18 protein-coding genes are annotated in these 21,383 nt (G+C 57.8%); 9 read left to right on the forward strand and 9 right to left on the reverse strand.

Annotated features, from left to right (window positions below; all coding sequences use genetic code 11):
• The first annotated feature begins 80 nt into the window (after positions 1-80).
• From MWU38_RS10190 to MWU38_RS10210, 5 genes are all read left to right on the forward strand, one after another.
• Positions 81-1,736: a type II and III secretion system protein family protein gene (locus MWU38_RS10190; protein ID WP_247271701.1), complete on the forward strand. Its 1,656-nt coding sequence runs from the start codon at positions 81-83 to the stop codon at positions 1,734-1,736.
• Between the two features lie 24 nt (positions 1,737-1,760).
• Positions 1,761-2,420 carry a CpaD family pilus assembly protein gene (locus MWU38_RS10195; RefSeq protein WP_348646880.1) on the forward strand — a complete coding sequence of 220 codons (660 nt, stop codon included), beginning with the start codon at positions 1,761-1,763 and terminating at the stop codon, positions 2,418-2,420.
• 3 nt (positions 2,421-2,423) lie between these two features.
• Entirely contained in the window at positions 2,424-3,710 is a 1,287-nt protein-coding gene (locus MWU38_RS10200; protein WP_247271702.1) for a pilus assembly protein CpaE, read from the forward strand.
• Positions 3,711-3,816: 106 nt separating this feature from the next.
• Entirely contained in the window at positions 3,817-4,788 is a 972-nt protein-coding gene (locus MWU38_RS10205; RefSeq protein ID WP_247271703.1) for a type II secretion system F family protein, read from the forward strand.
• Positions 4,789-4,806: 18 nt separating this feature from the next.
• Entirely contained in the window at positions 4,807-5,814 is a 1,008-nt protein-coding gene (locus tag MWU38_RS10210) for a type II secretion system F family protein (protein ID WP_247271704.1), read from the forward strand.
• 62 nt (positions 5,815-5,876) lie between these two features.
• On the opposite strand, the gene MWU38_RS10215 is transcribed toward MWU38_RS10210, so the two are convergent.
• The 3 genes from MWU38_RS10215 to MWU38_RS10225 all read right to left on the reverse strand — a co-directional run bounded on the left by MWU38_RS10215 (position 5,877) and on the right by MWU38_RS10225 (position 9,833).
• Positions 5,877-6,368, reverse strand: coding sequence for a MarR family winged helix-turn-helix transcriptional regulator (locus MWU38_RS10215; RefSeq protein WP_247271705.1), 492 nt, complete (start codon positions 6,366-6,368; stop codon positions 5,877-5,879).
• Positions 6,369-6,443: 75 nt separating this feature from the next.
• Complete coding sequence (locus MWU38_RS10220) at positions 6,444-7,316, reverse strand: crotonase/enoyl-CoA hydratase family protein (protein ID WP_247271706.1); 873 nt, start codon at positions 7,314-7,316, stop codon at positions 6,444-6,446.
• A gap of 171 nt (positions 7,317-7,487) precedes the next feature.
• On the reverse strand, positions 7,488-9,833 hold the full coding sequence (locus MWU38_RS10225; protein ID WP_247271707.1) for a TonB-dependent receptor: 2,346 nt from the start codon (positions 9,831-9,833) through the stop codon (positions 7,488-7,490).
• Positions 9,834-9,950: 117 nt separating this feature from the next.
• On the opposite strand from MWU38_RS10225, the gene MWU38_RS10230 reads away from it, so the two are divergent.
• Positions 9,951-10,601, forward strand: a complete 651-nt coding sequence (locus MWU38_RS10230; protein WP_247271708.1) for a TetR/AcrR family transcriptional regulator — start codon at positions 9,951-9,953, stop codon at positions 10,599-10,601.
• A gap of 65 nt (positions 10,602-10,666) precedes the next feature.
• Here MWU38_RS10230 and MWU38_RS10235 read toward each other — a convergent pair whose 3' ends face one another.
• Positions 10,667-12,883, reverse strand: coding sequence for a M3 family metallopeptidase (locus MWU38_RS10235; protein ID WP_247271709.1), 2,217 nt, complete (start codon positions 12,881-12,883; stop codon positions 10,667-10,669).
• Positions 12,884-13,104: 221 nt separating this feature from the next.
• Entirely contained in the window at positions 13,105-13,500 is a 396-nt protein-coding gene (locus MWU38_RS10240; RefSeq protein WP_247271710.1) for a hypothetical protein, read from the reverse strand.
• Positions 13,501-13,700: 200 nt separating this feature from the next.
• On the opposite strand from MWU38_RS10240, the gene MWU38_RS10245 reads away from it, so the two are divergent.
• Positions 13,701-13,889, forward strand: coding sequence for a class IIb bacteriocin, lactobin A/cerein 7B family (locus tag MWU38_RS10245; RefSeq protein WP_247271711.1), 189 nt, complete (start codon positions 13,701-13,703; stop codon positions 13,887-13,889).
• A 126-nt stretch (positions 13,890-14,015) separates the two neighbouring features.
• On the forward strand, positions 14,016-14,195 hold the full coding sequence (locus MWU38_RS10250) for a hypothetical protein (RefSeq protein ID WP_247271712.1): 180 nt from the start codon (positions 14,016-14,018) through the stop codon (positions 14,193-14,195).
• 70 nt (positions 14,196-14,265) lie between these two features.
• Here MWU38_RS10250 and MWU38_RS10255 read toward each other — a convergent pair whose 3' ends face one another.
• The 4 genes from MWU38_RS10255 to MWU38_RS10270 form a co-directional block, all read right to left on the reverse strand.
• Complete coding sequence (locus MWU38_RS10255; RefSeq protein ID WP_247271713.1) at positions 14,266-15,150, reverse strand: TonB family protein; 885 nt, start codon at positions 15,148-15,150, stop codon at positions 14,266-14,268.
• 70 nt (positions 15,151-15,220) lie between these two features.
• On the reverse strand, positions 15,221-15,766 hold the full coding sequence (locus MWU38_RS10260) for a hypothetical protein (RefSeq protein WP_247271714.1): 546 nt from the start codon (positions 15,764-15,766) through the stop codon (positions 15,221-15,223).
• Between the two features lie 79 nt (positions 15,767-15,845).
• Positions 15,846-16,631, reverse strand: coding sequence for an SDR family NAD(P)-dependent oxidoreductase (locus MWU38_RS10265; protein WP_247271715.1), 786 nt, complete (start codon positions 16,629-16,631; stop codon positions 15,846-15,848).
• A 105-nt stretch (positions 16,632-16,736) separates the two neighbouring features.
• Positions 16,737-17,909 carry an acetyl-CoA C-acetyltransferase gene (locus tag MWU38_RS10270; RefSeq protein ID WP_247271716.1) on the reverse strand — a complete coding sequence of 391 codons (1,173 nt, stop codon included), beginning with the start codon at positions 17,907-17,909 and terminating at the stop codon, positions 16,737-16,739.
• Positions 17,910-18,263: 354 nt separating this feature from the next.
• On the opposite strand from MWU38_RS10270, the gene MWU38_RS10275 reads away from it, so the two are divergent.
• Entirely contained in the window at positions 18,264-21,284 is a 3,021-nt protein-coding gene (locus tag MWU38_RS10275; RefSeq protein ID WP_247271717.1) for a TonB-dependent receptor, read from the forward strand.
• The last annotated feature ends 99 nt before the right edge of the window (positions 21,285-21,383 follow it).

Here is a 21,383-nt window from a genome sequence, read left to right on the forward strand (position 1 = left end):
CAAACATCAATGCCCAAATGGCCACGCAGACTTTGTCTGTGGCCAAAGGGAAATCAGGGAAATCCAAAGGGGGCCCTAAGATGAAAGCCAAGTTTCTGAGCCGAGCCTTGCTCGCCGGGATTGCAGCTCTGCCGATGGCAGCGATGCCAACCACGACTGCAACAGCGCAACAGGTGGTAAGCCCCAACAAGGAGATCGTTCTGTCGATCGGACGCGGCGAGCTTATCGCTGTGCCGGGCGCAATGGCCGATGTCTTTATCGCGAACGACCAGGTTGCCGATGTGCAAATCAAGTCGCAGCGCCAGCTTTATGTCTTTGGCAAAGCCGGCGGTGAGACAACGATCTACGCCAGCAACGCTCGCGGTGACGTAATCTTCTCTGCGAACATCCGCGTGGGCAACAATATCGGCAGCATCGACCAGATGCTCGCTCTCGCGATGCCGGAATCCAAGGTTAATGTCGCTACAATGGGGACCAACACTGTGCTGCTTACCGGCACGGTTAAAGCGCCCGAAGATGCCGCCGAAGCGCAGCGTCTTGTTCAAGCATTCCTTGGTACAGATGCAAATGTCATCACCCGCCTGAAAACGGCAACCCCGCTTCAGGTCAATCTTCAGGTCAAGTTTGCCGAAGTCAGCCGCAGCCTCGTTCGCGAGATCGGCGGCAACGTGCAGACAATCGACGGCGCACAAGGCGGTTTCCGCGGCGGTGTCGGCACGGGCCGCGCCCTGCCCGGTTCGGGCGGGTTCAACACCGGCGGCCCCTTGAGCGTGGGTCCGGGCGCTGACGCAGTCAACGGCGCGCGATTTGTCCGCGATATCAACGGCAACATCGTGGTCGATGAGAACAATATCCCTCAGCTCGAGGAGGTGCTGGGCACCGGCATCGGCACCAATGCAGGGACCGGCACGACCATTGGCGGCCTTACCCAGCTGTTTGGCCTCAACGTGCTTGGCGCACTCGACCTGTCCGAGCGCCTCGGCCTTGTCACCACCATTTCACAGCCAAACCTGACCGCTTTGTCGGGCGAAACTGCAACGTTCCTTGCAGGCGGCGAATTCCCGATCCCTGTGTCTCAGGGTCTGGGCAATGTCGCGATCGAATATCGCGATTTCGGGGTAAGCTTGTCTTACACGCCGACCGTGCTGGCCAATGGCCGGATTTCGATCCGTGTTCGCCCCGAGGTGTCCGAGCTTTCAACGCAAGGCGCGGTGACGCTGAACGGTTTCCAGGTCCCTGCCCTCACCATCCGCCGCACTGAAACGACGGTTGAGCTTGGCTCTGGCGAAAGCTTCATGATTGCGGGGCTCCTGAGCAACAACGCCCAAAACTCGCTCGATAAGGCGCCGGGTCTTGGCGATGTGCCGATCCTTGGCAACCTGTTCCGTTCGCGCTCTTTCCGTCGCGGCGAAACCGAGCTGGTGATCGTTGTGACGCCGTATCTGGTCAACCCGGTGAACGAGCGTGACATCGTCTATCCAACCGACGGTTTCCGCGCAGCCAGCGAGCTTGAACAGCTGCTGCTCTACAAGGAGACATCGAGCAAGCCGGGCGAAACGCGTCCGATGCCTTCGGCAGCCGAGCCTGATGCGCCAGAGCCATCAGTGGGCAACATCGATCCCAACGCCATCGTGCCAGCACGCCCGAGCAAGAAGGATCGCCGCGCCGACAGCAATCGTGGCAACCGCAAACGGGATGGCAATGGTGATGCACCTGCCCCCGGTTTCAGCCTCTAAGCCCCCTCAGCGAAAAGGATTATCATGATGAAAATTCTCAACAAAAACAAGCTGACGGGTGTGATTGCTCTCGCGTTGAGCGTTGGCCTTGCAGGCTGCGCAGGCAGCTCGCTTTCCGATGTTAACCCGTCGCTCAATTCGGTTCATCAACCCGTGGTCGAGCGCAGCAATTTTGCGCTTGATGTGGACACGAGCCGCTCCGGCCTCTCGATCACCGAACAGCAGCGCCTCAATGGTTGGTTTGAAACAATGGACCTTCGGTATGGCGATCGCATCACCATCGAAGACCCTTCTGCCAATCCAGCGGTAGCGGAGGCAGTGAACGATCTGGCTGGCCGTTATGGCTTGATCGTTGACGGTGTCGCGCCGGCAACGCCGGGTCTTTTGAACCCGGGTCAGGCCCGCGTTGTCATCACCCGTTCGACCGCATCGGTTCCGGGTTGCCCGAACTGGTCCGGACAGTCGGACAGCAACTTCAAAAACGAAACCAGCAAGAACTATGGCTGTGCTGTAAACAGCAATCTGGCAGCCATGGTCGCCAACCCTGAAGACCTTCTCGAAGGTCAATCCGGTTCAGGCGAAACCACTATCCTAACCAGCACGAAGGCCATCGAGACCTTCCGCGAGGCGACACCGACAGGTGCACAAGGCCTCATGGAAGCGACCCAAGGCGGAGGGAACTGATCAATGAACGCTCCATGGAAATCAGGACTGCCTGGCAATCGCGATCCGTTTGCCGCCTATATCTGCGACGATGCAGCGCTTGATGTGCTGCGCCCCGTGGTCATCGAAATGGGCTGGCCACCGGAAAAGTGCAACAAAGGCGGTCTTCGCAACGCTGTTCAATCGCTTTCGGTAAGCGCAAGCCCCGCGATCCTCGTGGTGGATCTGTCGGAAAGCGGCGATCCGCTTAACGACATCAACGCTTTGGCCGAAGTTTGCGAGCCGGGCACGGTTGTGATCGCCATTGGCCAAGTCAATGACGTGCGCCTTTACCGCGATCTTCTCGCAAGCGGCATTCACGACTATCTGCTCAAGCCCTTGAGCGCACAGGCAGTGCACGATGCGCTGAACGGGGCTCTGGCGGTGTTCACCGCTCCCAAGGGCGGCGAGAGCGAAGGCGTCAAGCGCCACATCTCGACCGCGGTTGTGGGCACACGTGGCGGTGTAGGCGCGTCGACCATCGCGACGTCGCTCGCTTGGTTGTTCAGCGACGAGCACAAGTCGCCAACCGCCCTGCTCGACCTCGACGTGCACTTTGGAACGGGCGCACTTGCGCTTGATCTGGAGCCGGGCCGTGGCCTGACCGATGCAATCGACAACCCCAGCCGGATCGACGGCCTGTTCATTGAACGCGCAATGATCCGCGCCAATGACAACCTCTCGATCCTGTCTGCCGAAGCTCCGATCAGCCAGCCGCTGATGACCGATGGCGCCGCCTTCGTTCAGCTTGAGGAAGAATTCCGTCAGGCTTTCGAAATGACGGTCATCGATCTGCCGCGCAATATGCTGATCAACTTCCCGCATCTGCTGGCCGATGTGAACCTGGTGCTGCTCACCTGTGAGCTGACGCTGGCATCGGCACGCGACACGATCCGGGTGCTCTCCTGGCTCAAGACCCATGCAGCGCACGCTCACCCGATGATCGTGGTCAACAAGTTCCAGCCCGGTGTTGCAGAGATCAGCAAGTCCGATTTCGAAGCCTCGATCGAGCGCAAAATCGACTTTGCCATTCCTTACGACATCAAGGCGGCATCCAATGCTGCCAAGCTTGGTCAGGTGTTCACCGAGGCCAACAAGAACGCAAAATCCTCTGCCACGATCAAGCAAATCGCCGAGCGCATCATGGGCGCAAGCGAGGAAGATCTGGCCGCGATCACCGAAGAGAAAAAGTCGCTTCTGGGCGGGTTCGATCTCAAATCGCTGCTCGCGAAGAAGGATAAGAACAAGGCGCCTGCAGAGGCCGCCGAGTAATGTCTCAACCAGCTTGCCCGGCACATTTCCTTAATGGTCCGGGCGTAGCTGGTCGAGAGAAACGCCGCGAAAGCAGCGCAAGACAAACGGGCAGGACGAGACCGAGATGGATATAGTGCAAACCCTGCTGATCACGACGGTGATCTTCCTGGTGATTGTTGGCGCCTATGTGCTGCTTACCGGGCCAAACATGGGCAAGTCGCAGAAACGGCGGCTCGAAGCGGTGCGGTTCCGGTATTCGGACAGCGCCGATGCGAAGATGGAATCGCAGCTCAAGAAAGCGATTGCAGCGCGCAAACCCAAAACCCACAAGGTCGCCGGTTCCGCCTCGCGCGTCGAAGCGCTCGAGATGCGGCTAGATCGCACCGGCAAGGGCTGGTCGGTCTCGGGCTATGTTTACGCATCGCTCGGCCTTTTTCTTGCCATCGGGGTGCTGGTATTCCTGCAAAGCCGTTCGCTGCCCATGTCGCTTGGCGTTGGCCTCGTGATCGGGCTTGGCCTGCCGCACATGGTCGTTGGCTATTTCATCAAAAAGCGCACCAACGAATTTGTCTCCAAATTCCCCGACGGCATCGAGCTGCTCGTGCGCGGTCTTCGCTCCGGTCTTCCGGTGGCTGAAACGCTGCAGGTGGTGGCCGAGGAAATTCCGGGGCCCGTTGGCCTTGAATTCAAAGGCATCGTTGAACGCATCAAGATCGGTAAGACGATGGAAGATTCGCTTCAGGAGGCCGGCGACAAGCTTGGTATTCCGGAGTTCAACTTCTTCACCATCACCCTTGCCATCCAGCGCGAGACCGGTGGTAACCTTGCCGAGACTTTGTCGAACCTTGCCGACGTGCTTCGCAAGCGTTCGCAGATGAAGCTCAAGATCAAGGCGATGAGTTCTGAATCGAAGGCATCGGCCTACATCGTGGGTTCGCTTCCCTTCATCGTCTTCGGCCTCATCTACTGGATCAGCCCCGATTATCTGGGTCAGTTCTTTGTCGATGACCGCCTGATTGTAGCCGGCCTTGGCGGCCTTGTTTGGATGAGCATCGGGGCCTTTATCATGGCCAAGATGGTCAGCTTCGAAATCTGATCCGGGGGAGCCAAGACTATGCTTGATCAACAAACCGGACCAACGCTTCTGGGCTTTGACGTCATCCTCGTCGGGAGCATTCTCGCAGGATTGGCAGCCTTTGCGGTCATCATGGCAATCTATGCCGCGGTGACCATCAAGGACCCGATGGCAAAACGCGTTAAATCGCTCGAAGATCGCCGCGACGAGCTTAAAGCCGGCATCGTCACAGGCGGCTCTCGCAAGCGCGCCAGCCTTGTTCGCAGGTCCGACACCACCGACAAGGTGAAAGACAGCCTGGGCAAGATGAACGTGCTCGAGCAGAGCCAGATCGAAATGGTGCAGCAAAAGCTCGCCCACGCTGGCATCCGCAACAAAGAGCTTGCTGTTATCATCATCGGTCTGCGTGCCGTCCTGCCGATCGTGTTCGGTGCGCTGGGCTTCGTCCTGTTCTACTGGGTCGATGCGCTTAATCTTGGCGATGCGCCGTTCAAGAAGCTGTTCGGTTTCTCGGCGCTTGTCGGCCTTGGTTACAAGGGGCCTGAGCTGTACCTTTCAAACCTTGCGAGCAAGCGCACGCTCGAAATCCAGAAAGGTCTGCCTGACGCGCTCGATCTCCTCGTGATCTGCGCCGAAGCCGGTCTTACCGTTGACGCTGCGTTCAACCGCGTCGCAAAAGAGCTGGGCCGCGCTTATCCGGAACTGGGCGACGAGTTTGCGCTGACCGCGATTGAATTGTCGTTCCTGACCGAGCGGAAGATGGCGTTTAACAATCTTGCCTACCGCGTCGATCTGGAGGCGGTGAAAGGCGTTGTGACCACCATGGTTCAAACAGAACGCTACGGTACGCCGCTTGCCTCTGCCCTGCGCGTGCTCTCTGCCGAATTCCGTAACGAACGTATGATGCGCGCCGAAGAGAAAGCAGCGCGTCTGCCGGCGATCATGACCATCCCGCTGATCATGTTCATTCTGCCCGTGCTCTTCATCGTGATCCTTGGCCCGGCGGCCTGTTCGATCTCCGATGCTCTGGTGTCACCGCAAGAGTAAAAAGCGGCACAATCACACGAAAAGGGGCCGGTGCGTTCAAAAGCGCGCCGGCCCTTTTTGCATCAGCCGTTGAGCGAACCCGCCAAGTCCCCCGCCCGCGCGCGCAATTTGGCAAGCATGGAGCGAAGCGTTGCTTCCTCCGCATCATCAAGGCCTTCGAGAATGTCGCGCTCGGTCGCCTTGGCAAGCGGCATGACCTCGCGGTGGATGCCCTCGCCTTCCTCGGTCAGGGCAAGCAAATGCGAGCGGCCATCGTTTTCATTGTCCACCCGCGTCAAAAGACCGCGCTCTTCGAGCACTTTACACGCCCGGTTGACCGCAACCTTGTCCATCAAAGTCGCCTCGGTAAGATTGCGTTGCGTCAGCCGCGCGCCCCTCTCCTGCGCATCCCCCAGAACAGCAATCACCCGCCATTCGGTGACCTTCAGGCCAAAGCGCGAGCGATACCGCTGCGCGATGAGATCGCTCACCGCGTTGGATGTAATCGAAAGCTGATAGGGAAGAAATCCTGCGAGCTGATAGTCGCCGTTTCCGGAAGAAGTGTCCTTTGTCATCGGATATTGTTTCCCATGAAACCACTCCCGAGACAAGACGACCCGGTTTTGCGAAGCGCGCTATTCGTATGCGCGCTATTCGTAAGTGCGTGTCTCCCACCACGGGTAGAAATCAGGCATATCCTCGCTCACCTTGCCCGGATATTGGGGGTCGCGCTTTTCAAGGAAGCTTGCAATGCCCTCTTTCGCGTCGGCCCCGCGCGACAGGCGATAGATCGCGCGGCTGTCGATCTTGTGCGCTTCCATCGGGTGATCGGTGTTCATCAAGCGCCACATCATCGCCCGCGTCATCGAAACGGAAACAGCAGACGTGTTGGCCGCAATTTCGCGCGCGATACTGCGCGCTTCAAGCATGAGATCTTCGGGCGCGTGGACGGATCGCACAAGACCGCCCGCTTTCGCTTCTTCCGCATCGAAAACGCGGCCCGAATAACACCATTCCAATGCCTGGGAGATGCCGACAAGGCGCGGCAGGAACCAGCTCGACGCGGCTTCAGGCACAATCCCGCGGCGCGCAAAAACAAAACCATAACGCGCGTGGCTGGCGGCAAGCCGGATGTCCATTGCCAGTTGCATGGTCGAGCCAACGCCCACCGCCACGCCGTTGCAGGCCGAGATCAGCGGCTTCTTGCTTTCAAACAGGCGCAGCGTGAGAAGTCCCCCGCCATCGCGCACGCGTTCATCGGAAAGATCATCGACTTGCGTGGGGTCAGAAAAAACGTGCCCCCCGCCTTCCGGCGTCAGGTCGGCGCCTGCGCAAAACGCACGTTCGCCCGCGCCTGTAAAGATAACCGCACGCACATCGTCATCTGCGTCGATATCGTCCATCGCCGCCATGATCTCCTCACCCATCGTGCGGGTGTAGGCGTTCATTTTCTCCGGGCGATTGAGTGTGATCGTTGCGATGCCGTCGGTCTTGTCGACCAGGATCTGCGTGTAATCGGTCATTTGGTGTCCTCTCTCGTTTCTCGCACCGCGCGCCATTGCCAATGGCGACAAAAAACCCGCCTTGTGCGCCCCGGTGCCCCAAGTGATAATCTCAGGGCCCAATTGAACGCAAAAGGCGGGTTTTGGCTATCCCCTTTCGCTCTTTGATCAGGGGATTAGCGGGAAGAAAGCTTAGAAGTTAAATTCACCCGTGATGTAGAAACGGCGTGGATCGCCGTAAAATCCGGTAAGCGTCCCTTCGAGGCCGAGCGTCGGCACAAACGGCGTGCCCGGAGGCGTACCGCCAGCAACGAAGTTGTAGCCTGCGACGATGTATTCCTTGTCAAAGATGTTCTTCACATGCGCGCCGATGGAAAAACGGTCATCGTCGTCGGAATAGACGATGCTCGCATCGGCCAGCACAAAGCCATCCTGGTCAAGGAACGGGTTGGGCGTTTCAAACTGGCTCGCATCGGAACGCAGCGACAGAACGCCGAAGAAATCGACCATGCCGCTGGCTGCCGGAATACCAAGGTTAAAGCCCATGTGACCGGTGATGTCGGGCGTGTTCTGGAACACGCGTTGATCAGCCACATCAACGCCGAACGCATCGATGAACTCGTTGAAGCTGGCATCGATTACACCCAGCGACCAATTGACGCTGAAGCGTGAACCGTCGCCTGCGAAGTCCTCACCGACAAGCGCATTACCCTCGAACTCGATGCCGTTGATGTCAGCGGACGCCGCGTTCGATGTGATGCCGATAAAGCTGTCGTTGATGCCGTCATTGTTGCTGTCAACGCCAACGGAGCCGGGAATTTGCACATCGTCATACTGGCTTACAAAACCGGCGATGGAGAAGTTCAAACGGTTGTCGAGAAGCGAGGCTTTATAGCCGAGTTCGAAGCTGTCCACCGTCTCTGGCGCAAAGCGCAGGAACTGGAACTGATCGTCGAAATCAATGTCGCCGTCGCCATCAAGGTCGGGCGCAGCGGTGGTTTGCCCGCGCGGGTCAAAACCGCCGCCCTTGAAGCCTTGGGAATAGGTGAAATAGAGGTTGTGATCTGCGTTCGGCTGCCAGCTGATCGAGGCGCGCGGGTTGAAATCGGTGAAAGTTTCGCTGCCCAGAAAATCACTGGTCGTGGCAATCGCAATCGCCGGACTGTCCGGAATGAACAGATCGGAGAAACCGCCGATAAAGGTCGTGCGCAGCACGCGGCTGGTCCGTTTGTCATTGGTGTAACGGCCACCCACGCTGACGCTGATGGTGTCGGTCAGGTCATAGGTGAAGTCGCCAAAAACGCTCCACGTTTCGGTGTCGACATCGCCCAAAGTCTGGGCATTGAGACCCGGCAGGCTGATAAGCGCGCCTGTGTTTTCAAGCAGAACGTCGAACGCGGTGAAGGCGCTTGCATCGAGGTAATATGCGCCGATCACACCGGAGAGCCGGTCGCCTTCATAAAGGATCTGAAGCTCCTGGCTGAATTGATCGTTTTCGTAGATCGCGGGCACATCAAGGTCGCCCGATGGGAGCGAGTCAAAGTCGATGGGAGTGGTGGATTTATCCTCACGGTAGCCCGTGATCGATTTGAGCGTGATCGTATCGGACAGCTCGATCGCGACATTAAGCGCGCCGCCGTAAGCCTCTACCTCCTGGTCCACGACATTAAGCCCCGCGCGCGTGTCGAATACATCGTCGAGCACCGGTGCGCCTGTCAAAAGGCCCGGGATAAGACGCGAGCCCTGACGCGCTTCGCTGTTGTCTTTGACATAGTCACCCGAGAGGCGAACGAAGACAGGGCCGCTGTCATATTCGATCGTGCCGCGCCCTGCCCAGACGTCCTTGTTGTAGTTTTCCGTGCCCAGAGTGAGATTGTCGCCAAATCCGCCACGCGACAGACGCGCACCGCTGGCGCCAATTTTCAGACTATCGGAAATCGGCGTGGAGGCTGTGACGATAAGGTCCGCCTGATCGTAATTGCCAAGAGCGCCGCGCACGCTGACGCTTGTTTCATCGGGCAGACGCGCGGTCACATATTTGATCGCGCCGCCGATGGTATTGCGGCCGTAAAGCGTGCCTTGCGGACCACGCAGCACCTCGATGCGTTCAACGTCATAGACATCAAGAACGGCGGCCTGCGGGCGGTTCAGGTAAACATCGTCCACGTAAACGCCAACGCCTGCCTCGAACCCTGCGACCGGGTCTTGTTGACCAACGCCGCGGATAAAGGCGGTAAGGGTCGTATTGGTGCCGCGGCTTACCTCAAGAGTGATGTTGGGAACCTGCTGTGCGACTTGCGTAAGTTCAAGCACGCCTTGCTGTTCAAGCTGTTCGCCCGTCACCGCAGAAATCGAAATCGGCACATCGATCAGACGCTCTTCGCGGCGGCGTGCGGTGACGATGATGGTGTTGCTACCCTCATCCTCGCCCGCTTGTTCAGCGGCCGAATTTTGCGCCATCGCAGGACTGGCCAGCCCCACGACAAACGCGCCGCTCACCATAAGCAATGCACGGCTCGAAAGCACAGATTTCAACATAGACTCTCTCCCAATTGTCTCTTTTTTGATGCCGTATTGAAAGTTGAACCAACTTTCAAGTTAGAACTTGTGCAGCGGATTTTTTGTCCCTAGGCGTGTGGCTGAGGAGAGACGCGGATGAGCGATAATGCGGCTGCGCCAGCTGATGCGGCACCCATCCCGAATGAGGCAAAGACACCGCGCACGGAACGCGGTCGAAAGACGCTGCGCAAGCTGCTGGATGCCTCGGCGACCGAGTTTGGCGAGAAGGGTTTTCACGAAGCATCGGTAAGCTCGATCACCCGGCGCGCTGGTGTCGCCCTGGGCACGTTCTACACCTATTTCGACAGCAAGGATGAGCTGTTCCGCGCGCTCGTCAACGATATGAGCGCGAACGTCATGTCGAGCGCGCGCGGCGCGATTGATGACGGGATGAGCGCGCTGGAAACCGAGGCTGCGGCCCTTGCCGCCTTCCTTGGCTTCGCGCGCGAGCACAAGGAAGTCTACCGCATCATCGACGAGGCCGAGTTCGTCGATCCGGCCAGCTATCGCCAGCACTATGAAACCATCGCCAAGCGCATCGAAGGGCGGCTTGCGGCGGGCGTGAAAGATGGCGAATTTCGCGACGATCTGGGCGAGCTGGAGGCATGGGCGGTCATGGGGATGAACGTCTTCATCGGCCTTCGCTATGCCATATGGGACAATGTCGGCCCGCGCCCCTCCCCCGAAGATACTGCCGCACGGGTCAATCGCATACTGAGCGGCGGGATTACCAAACCCGCCGACTGATTGGCACAAAAAACCCCGCCGGGCACGAAGCGCGGCGGGGCTTTTGTTTGCCAGGCGTTGAAGGCTTATTCAGCCCCACCCTCTTGTTCAGAAGTCAGGCCAAGATAGGCCAGCATATACTTCACATCAGGCTCACGACCGGCAAAATTCCGATACATTTCGAAATAGTCCATCGTGCCACCACGGCTCAAAACGGTTTCGCGATAATGCTGACCCGCTTCGCGTGAAAGACCGCCGTTTTCGACAAACCAGTTGCGGCTGTCATGGTCGAGCATTTGCGTCCACAGATAGCTGTAATAGCCCGCTGAATACCCCGATGGTGAAGAGAATACGTGGTTGAAATAGGTGCTGCGATAACGCGGCGGCACCAGGTCAATTTCAAGGCCAAGCTCTTCCAGGGAATTGCGTTCGAACGCGGACACTTTCTCAGGCGTATCGAGGGCCGCTGCCTCTTCCTTGGTGAGAGCCGACCATTTCATATCGAGCAGCGCGGCCTCAACCACTTCACCAAAGTCATAACCCTGGTTGAATTTCGAGGCCGCTTCGATCTTCTCGATCATTTCAGCGGGGATGGGTTCACCCGTCTCATAGTGGAAAGCGTAATTCTCGAGCACTTCGGGCCATGTCATCCACATCTCGTGGACCTGGCTTGGATACTCCACAAAATCGCGCGCGGTCGCCGTGCCCGACAGGCTTTCATACTTCTGATCCGCGAAAAAGCCGTGCAGCGCGTGGCCGAATTCGTGGAACGTCGTGTTCACCCAATCGAAGCTGACCAGTTGCGGTTCACCCTCGGGCGCTTTGGGAATGTTGAGCACGTTGTAAATGACCGGCTTGTTATCCCACATATAGCTTTGATCGACGAAATTGCTCATCCATGCACCGCCGCGCTTTGACGGGCGCTGGAACGGGTCGAAATAGAACAGGCCGAGTTCAGAGCCGTCTTCTTCGAACACGGTATAGACCCACACATCCTCGTGATAGACAGGCAGATCGGTGCGGCGTTCAAAGGTCAAACCGTAAAGCTTTTCAGCCATGAAGAACACGCCGTCCTCGAGCACCTTGTCGAGCACGAAATATTCCATCACCGCGTCTTCATCGAGGTCGTATTTATCCGCCTTGATTGCATTGGCATAACGATACCAATCCCACGGCTTCACCTCGTAATCACCGCCGTTTTCGGCGATGGCCTCGTTGAGCATTTCCGCCTCGCGCCGCTGCGTTGCGGCGAGCGCTGGAACCATTTGCTCCATGAAACCAAGCGCGGTTTCAGGCTTTTCGGCCATGCGGTCCCACATGGTGTAGCTGGCCCAGTCGGGCTTTCCGAAAATTGCCGCTTTTTCTGCGCGCAATTCAGCGATGCGCGCGATCAGCAGGCGGGTGTCGATTTCGGTCGTGCCATCGGCACGGTGATAGCTTGCCTCGAACAGCTTTTGACGGCTGTCGCGGTTTGTCATCGCCGGGATGAGCGGTTGCTGCGTCGTGTTTTGCAGGGCGATCGCATATTTGCCCTCGTGCCCAAGGCTTGCGGCGAAATCGGCGGCGGCGCGGATGTCGCCATCCGATAGGCCATCGAGCTCTTCGACGGTGTCAAAGATAACGGGTTGATCGGCCATGGCATTGCGCGCCAGCTGGCCAAATTCGGTCGTCAGCTTGGAAAGTTGCGAATTGATCGTCTTGACCTGCTCAACCTCGGCCTCGCTCAACAGCGCGCCAGCCTGAACCATGCTGTCATATGTGCCTTCGAGCAGCTTTGCATCTTCGCGCGTCATCGCCATCGCAGCGCGATTGTCATAAACCGCTTTTACCCGCGCAAACAGTTCGGGGCTCAAGGTGATGCTGTCGCCATGCGCGGTAAGCTTGGGGCTGACCTCCTTGCGGATTGCATCGAGATTGTCATTCGTGTGCGTGCCGGTCAGCTGGAAGAAAACGCGGCTGACCCGGCCCAGCATCCGGCCCGATTTTTCAAGCGCAACGATGGTGTTATCAAAGGTCGGTGCTTCTGGATTATTCAGGATCGCCTGAACTTCGGCCTGCTGGATTGCCATGCCTTGCTCAAACGCTGGCAGGTAATCGTCTTCGCTGATTTTGGTGAAATCAGGCGCGTGGAATGGCAGCGTGCTCTCGCTTGCGAAATAGCCTGTGCCTTCGGGGATCGCGGGTGCAGCGGTGTCAGATGCGATCGCTGATTGCGGTTCAGCGGATGGCGACATGGTCGTGCAAGCCGTGGTTAGCGCAAGGGCGGATACGGAAAAGGCCAATGGAGCCAGTTTGAAAGTCATGGATTGTGCAAACCCTCTGTTATGTGTGTTGCCCGGCGGCAAGCGCGCGAGGCCTTTCGGCGCGCGCGGCGAGCGCAGGCGTAATGGATTGTGTGGTAAGCCGATTGCTTAGCACGCGCAACTTGAATGGCAGATGGACGACGTGTGGGCTCGACGAACGACGATGATCCTGGCGAACAGGAGGCCGGTGTCAGAGCCAGCAGTCCATTCAGCGCCCTTGCCTAACGGGCTGCGCCGCCAAAGACGCTAAAAGTGTTGGTTTCGCGCCAACCCTCCTGCGCGGGCCAGATCCCTCGCCCCGACCACCGTGCCTCATACCGTTTGTGCGGCAAAACCGCCTCTCCATCCAGTTCGAGGCGGCATTGAACCGCCATCATCGTGGCGATCAATTGCACTGTGAGCTCGGTGTCTCCTGCGCTGGTCAGCCACGGCTCACTCAGCGATCGGCGAAAGCCAAACCATTGCTGTGTTGAGAGAACGACCTCGTCATTGATGGTGACACGCTCCTGCGACCACCCGAGCCAAGTGAACGCATTATCGACGTCAATCTGCGTGTTTTCGAGCTGAAACCGCCACCTCTGCCCGTGCACTGCCATCGCGTATCCTACCCTCGCCATTCCACGCAAACATATCTTCTACGAAACGATTTTCGATAGGCCGCCTGCACTATTACCCGGCGACAATAAGGGGGTCGATACGCCCATAAGTATTAGTCGTCATGCATTATAATTCATGCGTACTATTTGAAATGAAACGAGAATTTCTATCCATTTAAGGAGGCAGCAATCGTTCTGCCTTTTACATCTGGAGAAGAAAAATGATCCACACGCATGATTTCGACAATGGCACTTCGGCTATTGTTGACCTCAACCTTGCCGAGCTTGAGCAGATTGATGGCGGCGTCGCGCCCCTCATCGCCGTTGCTTACATCGGCATCGGGATGAGCTCAGCCGTTCTTGCAGGCGGAATCGGTTTCCGCCTCGGGCTGCGGTTGTCTCAACACTGATACCCCCCCCATGACAATCGCTCGCACGATCCTGGCACTGGCGGCCATGCTCTTGCCGATCTTTGCGATCGGGCTGTGGCTTGGCCTGGCTTACGGTCAGGCAATCTCTCAATAAGGACACTAATCATGAAACTTCACGACCAAACGAACACTTCGGCCATTCAAACCCTGAATATCGATGAAATCGACGAAATCGCAGGCGGCGTGCCGCTCGTTTTCATCGGGATCGGGATCGGCCTTGTCGGTGCGTTCGGAGGCGGTATGGCCTTTGGATACTCCGTGGGCCGCAATTTGCAGGCACACTGATTTCGACGGTGGCGCGCGCATGTTCCTCGACGCGAAGAACATGCGCGCGCCCCATCAATCAATCGCGAAACTAATTGACGCGGTAGGTAATCGAAGTCGTGAAGAATGAACGCACGGGTTGGCCAACGACATTGACCGCGGGTTCAAACTCGGCCCCTTGCATTTGCTCACAAGCGGGCGATTCTAACGTTTCGGTCTGCGTCACCTCGTTGATAACGCAGTCTTCGACGCCGCCTTGTTCATCAATCGTCACACGCATCCGCAACACTGCGCTTTCGCCCCTGCGCAGCGCCCTTCGCGGGTAGCTGTCAACGATACGCCGCGTAATCGCATCGCGATTGGTCCACACCGGTCCCTTTTCCACCAACCGCTGGGTTTCGACGTCGAATCCCCACTCGCGCAGCATATCGCTGGTGCAGGTGTTGAGCACCTCGAAAGCCTCGCCCAAGGGTCCTGTTTCGAGGCGCACCTCGCGGCTGCCCTGTGTGAAGGATAGATATTCGATGTCTGCGCCAAATTCGGCATCGAGCTGCGCTGATATCCGCACTGGCGCATCATCGCCTGTTTCGTTGGCAGCATCTGCCGCCTCGCGCGCTTCAATCAGGACGGCGGGCTGATCCTTGAGGAAATAGATATTTGAAAACACCAGACCATGACTGATGCGGCCAAGCTCCGCTTTCATCGCCGGCGCTTCAAAAGGCTGGGATGCGTCACCCAGCGCGACGAGCGTTTCCTTGCGGTTGGTAAAGCGCTTGAACGATGATCCGGCCACGGTCACGCTCGCGCCGCTGCTTGGGTAATGCTGATCGACGAGAAGGACGTGCATATCCTCGCCCTCGCCAAAGGTTCGGGCAAGGCGGCATTTCGTTTCCCCGAAATCCACATTCCACGGAGTGCGCGCCTTTAGCACCACCGGTTCTTTTGCAGCTTGGACCGGCGACGAAAATCCAGCCATAACAATGCCCAAAGCCAGGGCGCTTGCAAACACACGCATATTCAGTCCCGAAATCCTGAGTTCTAAAATCTTATCCGCGAGCCAGGTTCTTGGTGCAATCGTTGAGCACGTCGAACGCCTCACCCATAGGCCCGGTCTGGAGGCGCACCGCGCGCCTTTTCTGGGTGAATGTCAGATAACTGATGGAGTTGCCAACACCCACATCAAGTTCCCCCGCACCCGGTGCCTGTGCCCCTTGCGCAGGTGTGCCAAAATCAATGTCGGGAAAGACAATGCCATACCGCATCGTGCCAAGCTGCGCTCTTTGTGGTTCTGCCTCGATAGACATGGCATCGCCAAAAGCGATCGATGCCTCCCGATTGACGCGGAACCGTTCAAACGAAGGCCCCGCCACAGTGACCGCAGCGGCGCTGCCTGCGCGATCCTGATCCAGCAGGAGAACGTGCGTATTGGGTCCAGAGCCAAAGGTACGCGAAAGACGGCATTTGCCCTGGCCATAATCGACATTCCATTTCGACACAGCGGGCAGAACATACGGGTCGATTTCAGCCATCGCGGCAGAAGGCAACCCCGCGAAAAGACTGGCGGCGGCAAAAGACAAAACAGCAAGGCGCATTGATACCTCCCCTTTCAAAGAAAAAGGCCCGGCGACATGGTGTCACCGGGCCCGTTATTTTGCAACTAGCTTAGGTGTATTAACGCGGCGCCATGCGAATACCGCCGTCAAGACGCACGTCTTCGCCGTTGAAGTAGCCGGTCTCGATCATGGTCATAGCGAGTTTTGCATACTCATTGGGCATGCCAAGCCGCTTGGGGAACGGCACCGATGCCGCCAGAGCATCGCGCACGTTTTGCGGAGCGGCTGCCAGCAGAGGCGTGTCGAAAATGCCGGGAAGGATCGTGTTCACACGCACGCCTTCGTTCATCAGGTCGCGCGCGATAGGCAGCGTCATGCCGATCACACCCGCTTTGGATGCCGAATAGGCCGCCTGACCGATCTGGCCGTCTTCGCCAGCAACCGAAGCGGTGTTGACGATCGCGCCGCGGTCGCCGTCTTCGCCAAGCGGATCAAGCGTGAGCATACCGGCAGCCGATTTGGCGATGCAACGGAACGTGCCGACAAGGTTTACCTGGATGACGAAATCGAACGCGCTGACCGGAAACTCCTTGATCGAACCGTCTTCGCGCGAACGCTTGGCGGTCTTGATCGCATTGCCGATCCCTGCGCAGTTGACGAGGATACGCTCCTGGCCGTGGGCTTCGCGAGCCTTGGCAAAACCGGCTTCAACGTCTTCGTCGCTGGTCACGTTGACCTTGCAGAACACGCCGCCGATTTCGGCAGCCATGGCCTCGCCCTTTTCTTCGTTCATGTCGAAGATCGCGACCTTGGCGCCTTTCGCTGCCAGAGCGCGCGCGGTGGCAGCACCGAGGCCGGACGCACCACCGGTGACGACGGCGGGAGTGTTGGCTGAAACTTCCATTGGTTTTCCTCTCTAGGGTATGAGTTGTTTCTTAGACAGATTTGATCTTCTGGGTGTTTGAATACGCTTTAAAGCGATTCAACGTTCTGGGTGTTTGAATACGCTTTAAAGCGATTCAATGATGGTCACGTTGGCAACGCCGCCGCCTTCGCACATCGTTTGAAGGCCGTATTTCTTGCCGTGGCGCTTGAGCGCATGGACAAGCGTCGCCATCAGTTTGGTGCCCGATGCGCCAAGCGGGTGGCCGAGCGCAATCGCGCCGCCATGCACGTTCAGCTTCTCGGGATCGGCGCCCGTGTGCTTGAGCCACGCCATCGGAACAGGCGCGAACGCCTCGTTCACCTCATAAAGGTCGATGTCGTCGATCTTCATGCCCGCGCGCTCGAGCGCCTTGTCGGTCGCGAACAGCGGCTCTTCGAGCATGATCACCGGATCGCCGGCGGTAACGGTGAGGTTGTGGATGCGTGCAATCGGGGTGAGGTTATGCGCCTTGAGCGCCTTTTCCGACACCACGAGCACGGCCGAGGAACCATCGCAGATCTGGCTCGCGGATGCGGCTGTCACCATGCCGTTAGGGTCGATCAGCTTGACGCCTGCGATCCCTTCGAGCGTTGCATCAAAGCGGATGCCTTCATCCACGGTGTGCATCTCGGTGCCTTCGGGCGTTTCGATTTCGACCGGCACGATCTCGGCATCAAACGCGCCCGCTTCAACGGCCGCCTTGGCCTTGAGGTGGCTGTTAAAAGCGAAACGATCAAGCTCGTCCTTGGTCATGCCGTGCTTCTTGGCGATCATTTCTGCGCCCATGAACTGGCTGAACTGGACGCCGGGATACTTCTCCTTGACGCCGTCCGACATGTAATTGCCCAGACCCTCTTTCATGTGAAGCGTCATGTTCGAACCCATCGGCACGCGGGTCATGCTCTCGACACCGCTGGCGATCACGATATCTTGCGTGCCCGACATGACGGCTTGCGCTGCGAACTGGATGGCTTGCTGTGAGGAGCCGCACTGGCGGTCGATCGAAACCGCAGGAGTGGATTCGGGGAGCAGCTTGGACGCGAGCACGCCCATGCGGCCAATCTGGCCTGCCTGTTCGCCCGCCTGGCTGACACAGCCGGTCACAACATCGTCAATCGCCTTGGGGTCAACGCCGCTGCGCCCTACAACCGCGTCGAGTGACTTTGCCAACAAATCAACAGGGTGAACCCCGGCAAGACGGCCGCCGCGGCGGCCTCCAGCGGTGCGAACGGCATCGACGATATAAGCAGTGGCCATGGTGACAGTTTCCCTTCCCGTTTACGTAAACGTTGCAATTTGCCACTCGCCTATTGCAGCCGCTTGAAGGAATCAAGCAGGCATAAATGTGAGTTTTTAATGCTGCATTGCAGCAAGATTGCCTCACCCAGCGGCTGCAAACGGCTTCAAAGTTGCAACTGGCAAGCGTGGCGTAACAATGTTGCAATAATGATACATGGGCAGAGCAAGTTCGGGAACGCGCGCCATTTCGTTTGCGGTGTATGGCCACCTTGTTGCAATCCCCACTCAGCAAACGGGGCGTTCTTGCGTGCCGTTTTGTGAACCTAGTACGTTTTGCCGGCCCCGGTCGGCAGCTAAGGGGACTTAGACACCATGAAGAAATCTTTTACTCTGAAAGCTAGCGCTGCGCCGTTGGCTTTGGGTCTTGCGCTGGTTTCATCGCCAGCTCTCGCCCAAGACGGGGAAGAAGCCGCAGAAGTCGAAGGCGATGCAATCGTCGTCACGGGTTCGCGGATTCAAAACCCTAACCTGGAGCTTTCCAGCCCAGTGACTTTCGTTGGTTCGGAAGAGCTTGAGCTGCGTCAAACCAACACTGCTGAACAGTTCCTTCGTGAACTGCCCGCCTCGGTTCCGAGCACGGGTTCTGCGGTGAACAACGGTAACGGCGGTTCGTCCTTCGTTAACCTTCGCGGCATCGGCTCGCAGCGTAACCTCGTCCTTCTGGACGGTCGTCGCTTCGTTCCAGCTGACACCACTGGCCGTGTTGACCTTAACTCCATCCCACTTGCGGTTATCGAGCGCACCGACGTTCTGACCGGCGGTGCTACCACCACTTACGGTGCTGACGCTGTTTCGGGTGTTGTTAACTTCATCACCAAGAAAGACTTCGCTGGTCTTGAAGCCAACGCAAGTTCGCAAGTCACCGAGCAAGGCGACGGCGAAACCTACCGCGTTGACCTTACCCTTGGTGCAAACTTCGACGATGGCCGCGGTAACGCGGTTCTGAGCATCGGTTACCAAGACACCGCCGCCGTATTCCAGGGCGACCGTGACTTCTCCGAGTTCAACATCGGTTCGTTCAACGGCAACCCATCGGGTTCGTCGAACGCGGTTCCAGCTGTGATCGTTGGCCCAATCCCAGGCGGTTTTGGTCAGCTCAACGAGCAAGGCACCGAAGTTCTTGAAGGCGTTTTCGATCGTCCTTTCAACTTCAACCCGTTCAACATCTTCCAAACGCCGTTTGAGCGTTACAACATCTACGGTGCGGCAAACTACGAAGTTTCCGACGCTGTCGAAGTGTACACGCAAGCTGCGTTCTCGAAGCAAACGGTTTCGACGATCATCGCTCCTGGCGGTTCGTTCTTCAACACCTACCAGCTGAACCTCAACAACCCGAACATTCCTGACGCGGTTGCGCTTCAGTTCTGTGAAGGCCTTGGTCTTGATGACGCTGCCTGTGCTGCTGGTCGTAACACCCAATTCGGTGCAACGCTCGAAGACGGCACTGCGAACCCTGACTACGTTCAGTTCGCTTCTCAGGTTCGTCGTCGTTCGGTCGAAGCTGGTACACGTAACTCTGACTTCACCTCGACGCTGTTCAACATCGTCGCCGGTGCTCGCGGTGGCATCACCGACAACATCTTCTGGGATGTTTCGGCTACCTACGGCGAATCAGAGCGTATCCAGCGTCAGTCGGGCTTCGCTCGTTTTGACCGCCTGCAGCAGTCGCTGCTCGCGCTTCCAGACGGCACCTGCTCCGATCCTTCGGGCGGCTGTGTTCCGATCAACCTGTTCGGCACGCTCGGCAACCTTGGTTCACAAGAAGCCATCGACTATGTCTTCAGCCTGACCCAACAAGTGATCACTGCAACTTCGATCAAAACCGTCAACGGTAGCATCACCGGTGACTTTGGTTGGGGCATTGCCGACACGCCGATCAGCTTCGCGACCGGTGTTGAGTATCGTGAATTCACCGCAACCCGTCTCTCGGACGAAGCTTCGCAAACTCCGGGCGCAGTTGTTGGTGGTGGCGGTGCCGCTCCTGACATTAACGGTTCGTACGACGTTTATGACGTCTTCGGCGAGGTCATCATTCCTGTTCTCGAAGGCGTCCCTGGCGCAGAGAACCTGACTCTTGAACTTGGCGGCCGTTACTCGGACTACTCGACTGCAGGCACCGAGTTCACTTGGAAAGCAGGCGGTACCTGGGAACCAATCCCCGGCTTCAGCATCCGTGGTAACTACCAGCGCGCAGCTCGTGCACCGAACATCGGTGAGCTGTTTGCTCCTGTGACCACTGGCCTCGACAACCTCGCGGTTGATCCTTGCCAAGGCCCAACCGCACCAACCGGCAACCTTCTGGCTGCTTGTTTGGCTCAGGTTCCAGCCGGAAGCCCAGGCGCGGATGCCATCCAAAACGGTAACGTTCTTGCCCCAGCGGCAGGTCAGATCAACGTAACCGGTGGTGGTAACCCGAACCTTGGTACGGAAGAAGCAACCACCTGGACGGTCGGCGCGATCTTCCAACCGGATGCGATCCCAGGTCTCTCGCTGTCGGTCGACTACTTCAACATTGAAGTTGAAAGCGCGATTTCGTCACCAGCTGTTGGCGACGTCATTTCGGCTTGTTTCGACAATCCTTCGGCAACGAACCCAGACTGTCAGATCACTTCGATCTCGCGTAACCCGTTCACGGGTGGCCTCGACGGCTCTCCGGACGAGACCCCAGGTCTCTTCCTGAACGCTTCGAACCTTGGCCTGATCCAAACCGATGGTGTTGACATCTCGCTGCGTTACAGCACCGATCTGTCGGACACGATTGGTCTGAGCTTCTCGTCAAACACCACTTGGACGAACGAAAACACGTTCCAAGCGGCACCAGGTGCGATCAACCGTGACTGTGTCAGCTTCTACAGCGTGAACTGCGGTTCGATCCAACCTGAGTGGGTTGTTGACAGCCGTCTGACACTTTCGTTCGACGACATCGTCAGCGTATCGCTCCGTCACCGCTACATGAGCGCGACAGAGTATGAGCCACTTCAGTTCGCTACTGACGTTGCTAACGCTGAAGCGTCTAACCGTGATGAAAACGGCGTTCTTCTCCCAGAAGCGGATCAAGACTGCCCAGACTTCAACGGCGCTGACGCTGGTGGCTGTCTGGTCGAGCCTGACTTCCGCAACATCCCTGCGGAGCACTACTTCGACCTTTCAGCTCAGTTCGATGCAACCGAGAACATCCTGTTCACGATCACGGTTCAAAACCTGTTCGACAACCAGCCACACGTGGTTGGTTCGGACATCGGTTCGACCGCGTTCAACAGCGGTAACATCTACCCATCGTCTTACGACGCCCTGGGCCGTCGTTACGGTGCGAGCGTGAAACTGCGCTTCTGATCTGAACGGATCACAAAACATCAAAGCAGGGCGGTCAGAAATGGCCGCCCTGTTTTTTTATGCGCGCGCGATTTCAACGGTCCTGCTCGCGCAAAGGCT

Source organism: Qipengyuania sp. S6317L1, from assembly GCF_023015615.1.
In the GTDB taxonomy this organism is placed as follows: Bacteria; Pseudomonadota; Alphaproteobacteria; order Sphingomonadales; family Sphingomonadaceae; genus Erythrobacter.